Here is a 6605-nt window from a genome sequence, read left to right as displayed (position 1 = left end):
GGTGGCAGCCGTGCCGGGGGAACCGGCGGGCGCGGCGACGGCGACGGATCCGAGCGGGAGCCCGCGCGCCGCCCGCGGATGCCCGGGATGGCCGCGCCCGGCCGGGAGTGGGCCGAGCCGGTCGCGTTCGGTGCGGCGGTGCGGCGGATGCTCGCCGCCCGAGGCTGGGAGGACAGGGCGACCGACGCCTCGGTACTGGCCCGGTGGGACACACTGGCCGGCCCGGAAATCTCTTCACGTTGCCATCCGGTTTCATTGCGTGACGGTGAGCTGGAACTTGCAGCCGAGTCGACCGCCTGGGCAACGCAGTTGCGGCTACTTTCCGGGCAGCTGCTGACCACGCTGCGCAGGGAACTCGGGCCGGATGTGGTGCGCCGGATCGTGGTCCGGGGCCCGACCGCGCCGAGCTGGAGGCACGGTCCCCTGCATGCATCCGGCGGGCGCGGTCCCCGCGACACCTACGGCTGACGTGCCTATTCCTGTGGTGGCCGCTTGAGGACGCGGAGGAAGGCGCTGAGCCGGACGCAGCGGACCGTGGGCGGAGGGTCCGCGTACGGGGGTTCGATGGAAAGTAGTTCGGGGCGCTGCGCCGATACCAGGGGGCACCCAGAGTCCTCCTGGCTCAGGTGCCAGGTAGACTTAGGAGACGCTTCTCGCGTTGTTCGGAGTTGAGGACGAGGGGACATACCGCGTGACCTACGATGCAAGTTCGATCAAGGTTCTTGAGGGTCTCGATGCGGTTCGCAAGCGTCCGGGTATGTACATCGGCTCCACCGGGGAACGTGGTCTTCACCACCTTGTCTACGAGGTTGTGGACAACGCTGTGGACGAGGCGCTCGCCGGCTACTGCGACACGATCGGTGTGACGCTGCTCGCCGATGGCGGGGTGCGGGTCTCGGACAACGGCCGTGGCATCCCGGTGGGTGAGCATCCGACCGAGAAGCGTCCGGCGGTCGAGGTCGTGCTGACCACACTGCACGCCGGCGGGAAGTTCGACGGCAAGTCCTACGCGGTGTCCGGTGGCCTGCACGGGGTCGGCGTGAGTGTGGTGAACGCGCTGTCCACCCGCCTCGAGGTTGAGATCCGGCGCGAGGGTTTCACCTGGTTCCAGCCGTACGCGAACACCCGTCCGGCCGCGCCGCTGGCCAAGGGCGCGCCGACGAGGAAGACCGGCACGATCGTCACGTTCTGGGCGGACGACACGATCTTCGAAACGACCGACTACAAGTACGAGACCCTCACCCGCCGGCTGCAGGAGATGGCGTTCCTGAACAAGGGACTGACGATCAGCCTGCGCGACGAGCGTCCCGAGGAACCCCTCGAGGTCACTTACTGTTACGCGGGCGGGCTCGTGGACTTCGTCGAGCACCTGAACGCGAGCAAGGACCCGATCCACAAGACCGTCATCTCGCTGGACTCCAAGGGCACGGGCATCGAGGCCGAACTCGCGATGCAGTGGAACGCCGGCTACAACGAGTCGGTCTACACCTTTGCCAACACCATCAACACCCACGAGGGCGGTACCCACGAGGAGGGCTTCCGCGCGGCTCTGACCAGCGCGGTGAACGCCTACGCCAAGGACCAGAACCTGCTCAAGCCGCCGAAGGCCAACGGCAAGAACCCCGACGAGCGCCTCGCCGGTGACGACATCCGCGAGGGCCTGACCGCGATCATCTCGGTGAAGCTGGCACAGCCGCAGTTCGAGGGCCAGACCAAGACCAAGCTCGGCAACAGCGAGGCCAAGCGGTTCGTCCAGGAGATGTGCTACTCGGCGCTGAAGGACTGGCTCGAGGCCAACCGTGTCGAGGCCCGGGCGATCGTCAGCAAGGCGCTGGACGCCCAGCGGGCGCGTATCGCCGCCCGCGCCGCCCGCGACCTGACCCGCCGCAAGGGCCTGCTCGGGGGGACGGGGCTGCCGGGCAAGCTCGCCGACTGTCAGTACACCGACCCGGAGCGCTGCGAGCTCTACATCGTCGAGGGTGACTCGGCGGGCGGCTCGGCCAAGGGCGGCCGGGACTCGAAGTTCCAGGCGATCCTGCCACTGCGCGGCAAGATCTTGAATGTGGAGAAGGCCCGGATCGACCGGGTACTGAAGAACACCGAGGTCCAGGCACTGATCCAGGCGCTCGGCTGCGGCATCCACGACGATTTCGACGCCAGCAAACTGCGGTATCACAAGATTGTCCTGATGGCGGACGCGGACGTCGACGGCCAGCACATCCGGACGCTGCTACTGACGCTGCTGTTCCGGTTCATGCGCCCACTGGTCGAGGCCGGCTATGTCTTCCTGGCCCAGCCCCCGCTTTACAAGATCAAATGGGGGCGCGAGGACTGGCAGTACGCCTACTCCGACCGGGAGCGTGACGGCCTGATCGAGCACGGCGTCGAGACCGGCCGCAAGCTGCCCAAGGATGCGATCCAGCGCTTCAAGGGTCTCGGCGAGATGAATGCGACCGAGCTGTGGGACACGACCATGGACCCGGACCGCCGCATCCTGCTGCAGGTCACCCTGGACGACGCCGCCGTCGCGGACGAGCTGTTCTCCGTCCTGATGGGTGAGGACGTCGAAGCCCGGCGCTCCTTCATCCAGCGCAATGCCAAGGACGTCCGCTTCCTCGATATCTAGGAAATCCAGGACCGTCCTCACCATCCCTGTCTGGAAGGACCCGCGTGACCGACGTACTACCCCCGCCGCCCGGCGACCGGGTCGAGCCAATCGGTATCGAAGTCGAGATGCAGCGGTCGTACCTCGACTACGCGATGTCGGTCATCGTCGGCCGTGCGCTGCCGGAGGTCCGTGACGGCCTGAAGCCGGTGCATCGCCGCGTCCTCTACGCGATGTACGACGGTGGTTACCGTCCGGACCGCGGGTACTTCAAGTGTTCGCGCGTTGTCGGTGACGTCATGGGTAACTATCACCCGCACGGCGACTCGGCGATCTACGACACCCTGGTACGACTGGCTCAGCCCTGGTCGCTGCGCTACCCACTGGTCGACGGTAACGGGAACTTCGGCTCGCCGGGCAACGACCCGCCGGCCGCTATGCGTTACACCGAGTCACGGCTGGCGTCGTTGGCGATGGAGATGCTGCGCGATATCGACCAGGACACGGTCGACTTCGCAGCCAACTACGACGGCCGCTCCCAGGAGCCGACGATCCTGCCCAGCAGGTTCCCGAACCTGCTGGTCAACGGTGCCGGGGGCATCGCGGTCGGGATGGCGACCAACATTCCCCCGCACAACCTGCGGGAGGTTGCCGAGGGCGTGAAGTGGTTCCTCGCGCACCCGGACGCCGCCGATTCCGAACTGCTGGAAGCGCTGCTCGGGCTGGTCAAGGGACCGGACTTCCCCACCGCCGGTCTCATCGTCGGCCGGCAGGGCATCGAGGACGCCTACCGCACGGGTCGCGGCAGCATCCGGATGCGGGCCGTCGTCCAGGTCGAGGAGAACAAGGGCCGGACCCAGCTCGTTGTCACCGAGCTGCCGTACCAGGTCAACCCCGACAACCTTGCCGAGAAGATCGCCGAGCTCGTCCGGGACAACCGCGTCAGCGGGATCTCCGACATCCGGGACGAGACCTCGGCGCGTACCGGCCAGCGGTTGATCATTGACCTGAAGCGGGACGCGGTCGCGAAGGTCGTCCTGAACAACCTGTACAAGCACACCCAGCTACAGGACACCTTCGGCGTCAACATGCTGGCGATCGTCGACGGGGTACCGCGCACCCTGCGGCTGGACCAGATGGTGCGGTACTACGTCGACCACCAGGTCGACGTGATCGTCCGCCGGACCCGCTACCAGCTACGTAAGGCACGCGAGCGCCTGCACGTCCTCGAGGGTCTGCTGATCGCTCTCGACCACCTGGACGAGGTGATCAACCTCATTCGTAACGCCGAGTCGGCGGACGCCGCGCGCGGGCAGTTGATGGAGCGGTTCTCCCTGTCGGAGATCCAGGCGGTCGCGATCCTGGACATGCAGCTGCGCCGGCTCGCCGCCCTCGAGCGCCAGAAGATCATTGATGAGGCCGCCGAGCTGCGGGCGCGGATTGCCGAGCTGGAGGCGATCCTCGCCTCACCGACCCGGCAACGGGAGATCATCGGTGAGGAGCTCACCGAGATCGTCGACCGGTTCGGCGACGAGCGGCGGACCCGGCTGATTCCGTTCGAGGGCGACATGTCCGTCGAGGACCTGATCGCGCGTGAGGACGTCGTCGTCACCGTCACCCGTGGCGGTTACGCCAAGCGGACCAAGACCGACCTGTACCGCTCGCAGCGACGCGGCGGCAAGGGTGTGCAGGGCGCGGCGCTGCGCGAGGACGACATCGTCGAGCACTTCTTCGTGACCACCACCCACCACTGGCTGTTGTTCTTCACCAACAAGGGCCGGGTGTACCGGGCCAAGGCGCACGAACTGCCTGAACAGGCTCGTACCGCCAAGGGCCAGCATGTGGCGAACATCCTCGCGTTCGGTCAGGACGAGCGCATCGCCGAAGTCATGGCGATCAACGACTACCAGGCCGCGCCGTACCTGGTGCTCGCGACCCGGCGTGGGCTGTGCAAGAAGACCGCGCTCTCCGAGTTCGACTCGAACCGGTCCGGCGGGCTTGTCGCGATCAACCTGCGTGACGACGACGAACTGATCGCCGCCCGGCTTGTGTCGGCCGACGACGACCTGCTGCTGGTCAGCCGGCAGGCCCAGTCCATCCGGTTCCACGCCGACGATGAGCAGTTGCGCCCGATGGGCCGGGCCACCTCCGGCGTCATCGGGATGCGGTTCGACACCGACGACGAGCTGCTCGCCATGGAGGTGGTGCCACAGGACTCGGAGGCGAACCTGCTGGTGGCCACCAGCGGGGGATACGCCAAGCGGACCTCCCTGGGCGAGTATCCGGTGCAGGGGCGCGGCGGTAAGGGTGTTCTCACCGCGAAGATTGTTTCCACCCGTGGTGGCCTGGTAGGCGCGCTGGTGGTCGGTCCTGACGATCAGCTTTACGCGATCACGTCCAACGGCGGCGTGCTGCGGACGATCGCCCGTGACGTCCGGCGGGCTCAGCGGCAGACCATGGGGGTCCGACTCATCGATCTGGAACCCGGAGTACAGGTCGTGGGAGTGGCACGTAATGCTGATGCTGACGACAACGGCGGCAACGGTTCGACAAGCAGCCCCGGCGGAGCAGACTCAGCCTGAGGACGGATAACGGGCCGGGCAAGGCGGGAGAAAGACCGTGAACGACAGCGATGACGACCGAACCAGTCGGTCGTCGGTCTTCCGTGGATCTTCCCCGTTGCGGTCGGAGCAGCCGCCGGAGCGGGGCCAGGATGCCCGAAATGACAGGCAGGCCTCCGCGGGCCCGACACGACCGGACCCGACGTCGGGGTCCGACGCCGAAGATGACGGGACCCGGGTGCAGAAGGCCCCGTCCGCGATCCGGGACCTGCGAATGCCACGCGAGGCCCGGGAGACTCGGGGGCCCCAGACTCGGGGGCCCCAGCGGATCGTTTCAGGCCCGTCCGCCCGGCCAGGCGGGCGGGCCACCGATCCGGAGCGTGATCCCGGCTCGCCGGCTTCCTCTGGTTCCCCGGATCTCCCACCGGAGCGACAGAGCCCGGCCAGGCCCTTTGTGCCGACCCCCCTGACTGCTCCGGCGGCCGGTACCGGCGCAGGACCGGCCGTTGCTTCAGGACCATCGACGCCGACCGCGGTGCCGCCGGCTGGGCCAACGTACGTGCCGGCTCGCAGAGGACCAGCGGACGCCGGTTCCGGGCGGCCTGGCGCGCGAGCCGCCGCCAAGACCGGGCCCACCGCGAAGACCGGGCCTGCGGCCAAGACCGGGCACGCCCCCGCCCCCGCGACGTCTGGAACCGAAGCGTCCGCATCCAGGCCCGCGCCGTTCGACGGGACACCCCGGTCGGATCCGGACACGATCTCGCTGCGGCGACCCACGAAGAAGCCCGGCGCCCCCGCCGGAGGCGTGACTGGGCGTGCCGTGGCAGGTGGAGAGACAGGCCGTGTGGGAAGGTCGGAACGTGGGCAGACGGCCGCTGCGGCACAGGTCCCGGAAACGGGGGCCTTCGGACGGCTGGACGAGCATGCCGACCGTGAGAATCAGGCAGCGTGGGCGGCGCACGGTGGCCGGACCACAAGGGGCTCAGAGCAGGAAAAGATCCCCGCATCGGGGAGCGGGCCGACCGAGCGCTCGGCGGAGGTCGGTGGGCCGCGGATTGCGGTCCGGGAACGTGGCATGACGGATTCGGCCACCGGACCGATGGTCGGTGCTCCGACCGGACCGTCCGTGGTGCGCACACCCGGGCAGGGACGCCGGGCCCGGCTGCGTGTCGCGCGGGTCAATCCGCTGTCGGTGGCACGGCTGACGTTCGCCTTCTCCTTGTGCGTGTTCGTCGTGCTCATGGTCGCGGTGGCCGTGCTGTGGTTCGTGCTGAACTCGATCGGGGTGTTCGACAGCGTGGTCAGCGCGGCGGACACGCTGACCGACGGCAGCAACGGTGGGGTGCGCAGCTGGCTGTCGTTCACGCGGGCCATGGAATTCGGAATGCTCATCGGTGCGATCAATGTGATCCTGATGACGGCGCTGGCAACCCTGGGTG

General features: G+C 68.1%; 4 protein-coding genes. All 4 read left to right on the top strand.

Annotated features, from left to right (window positions below):
- A partial coding sequence (locus NBW77_RS21545; protein WP_250280244.1) for a DciA family protein occupies nucleotides 1–468 on the top strand: 468 nt, incomplete at its 5' end.
- 223 nt (nucleotides 469–691) lie between these two features.
- Nucleotides 692–2626: a DNA topoisomerase (ATP-hydrolyzing) subunit B gene (gyrB, locus tag NBW77_RS21540; RefSeq protein WP_131749496.1), complete on the top strand. Its 1935-nt coding sequence runs from the start codon at nucleotides 692–694 to the stop codon at nucleotides 2624–2626.
- 44 nt (nucleotides 2627–2670) lie between these two features.
- The gene (gene gyrA / locus NBW77_RS21535; protein WP_250280243.1) at nucleotides 2671–5187 is read left to right on the top strand and encodes a DNA gyrase subunit A; all 2517 of its coding nucleotides are present in this window, start codon (nucleotides 2671–2673) and stop codon (nucleotides 5185–5187) included.
- Nucleotides 5188–6241: 1054 nt separating this feature from the next.
- A partial coding sequence (locus NBW77_RS21530; protein WP_250280241.1) for a DUF3566 domain-containing protein occupies nucleotides 6242–6605 on the top strand: 364 nt, incomplete at its 3' end.

Source organism: Frankia sp. Cppng1_Ct_nod (assembly GCF_920656135.1).
Classification (GTDB): Bacteria; Actinomycetota; Actinomycetes; order Frankiales; family Frankiaceae; genus Protofrankia; species Protofrankia meridionalis.
This window is presented reverse-complemented; position numbering and strand designations above follow the sequence as displayed.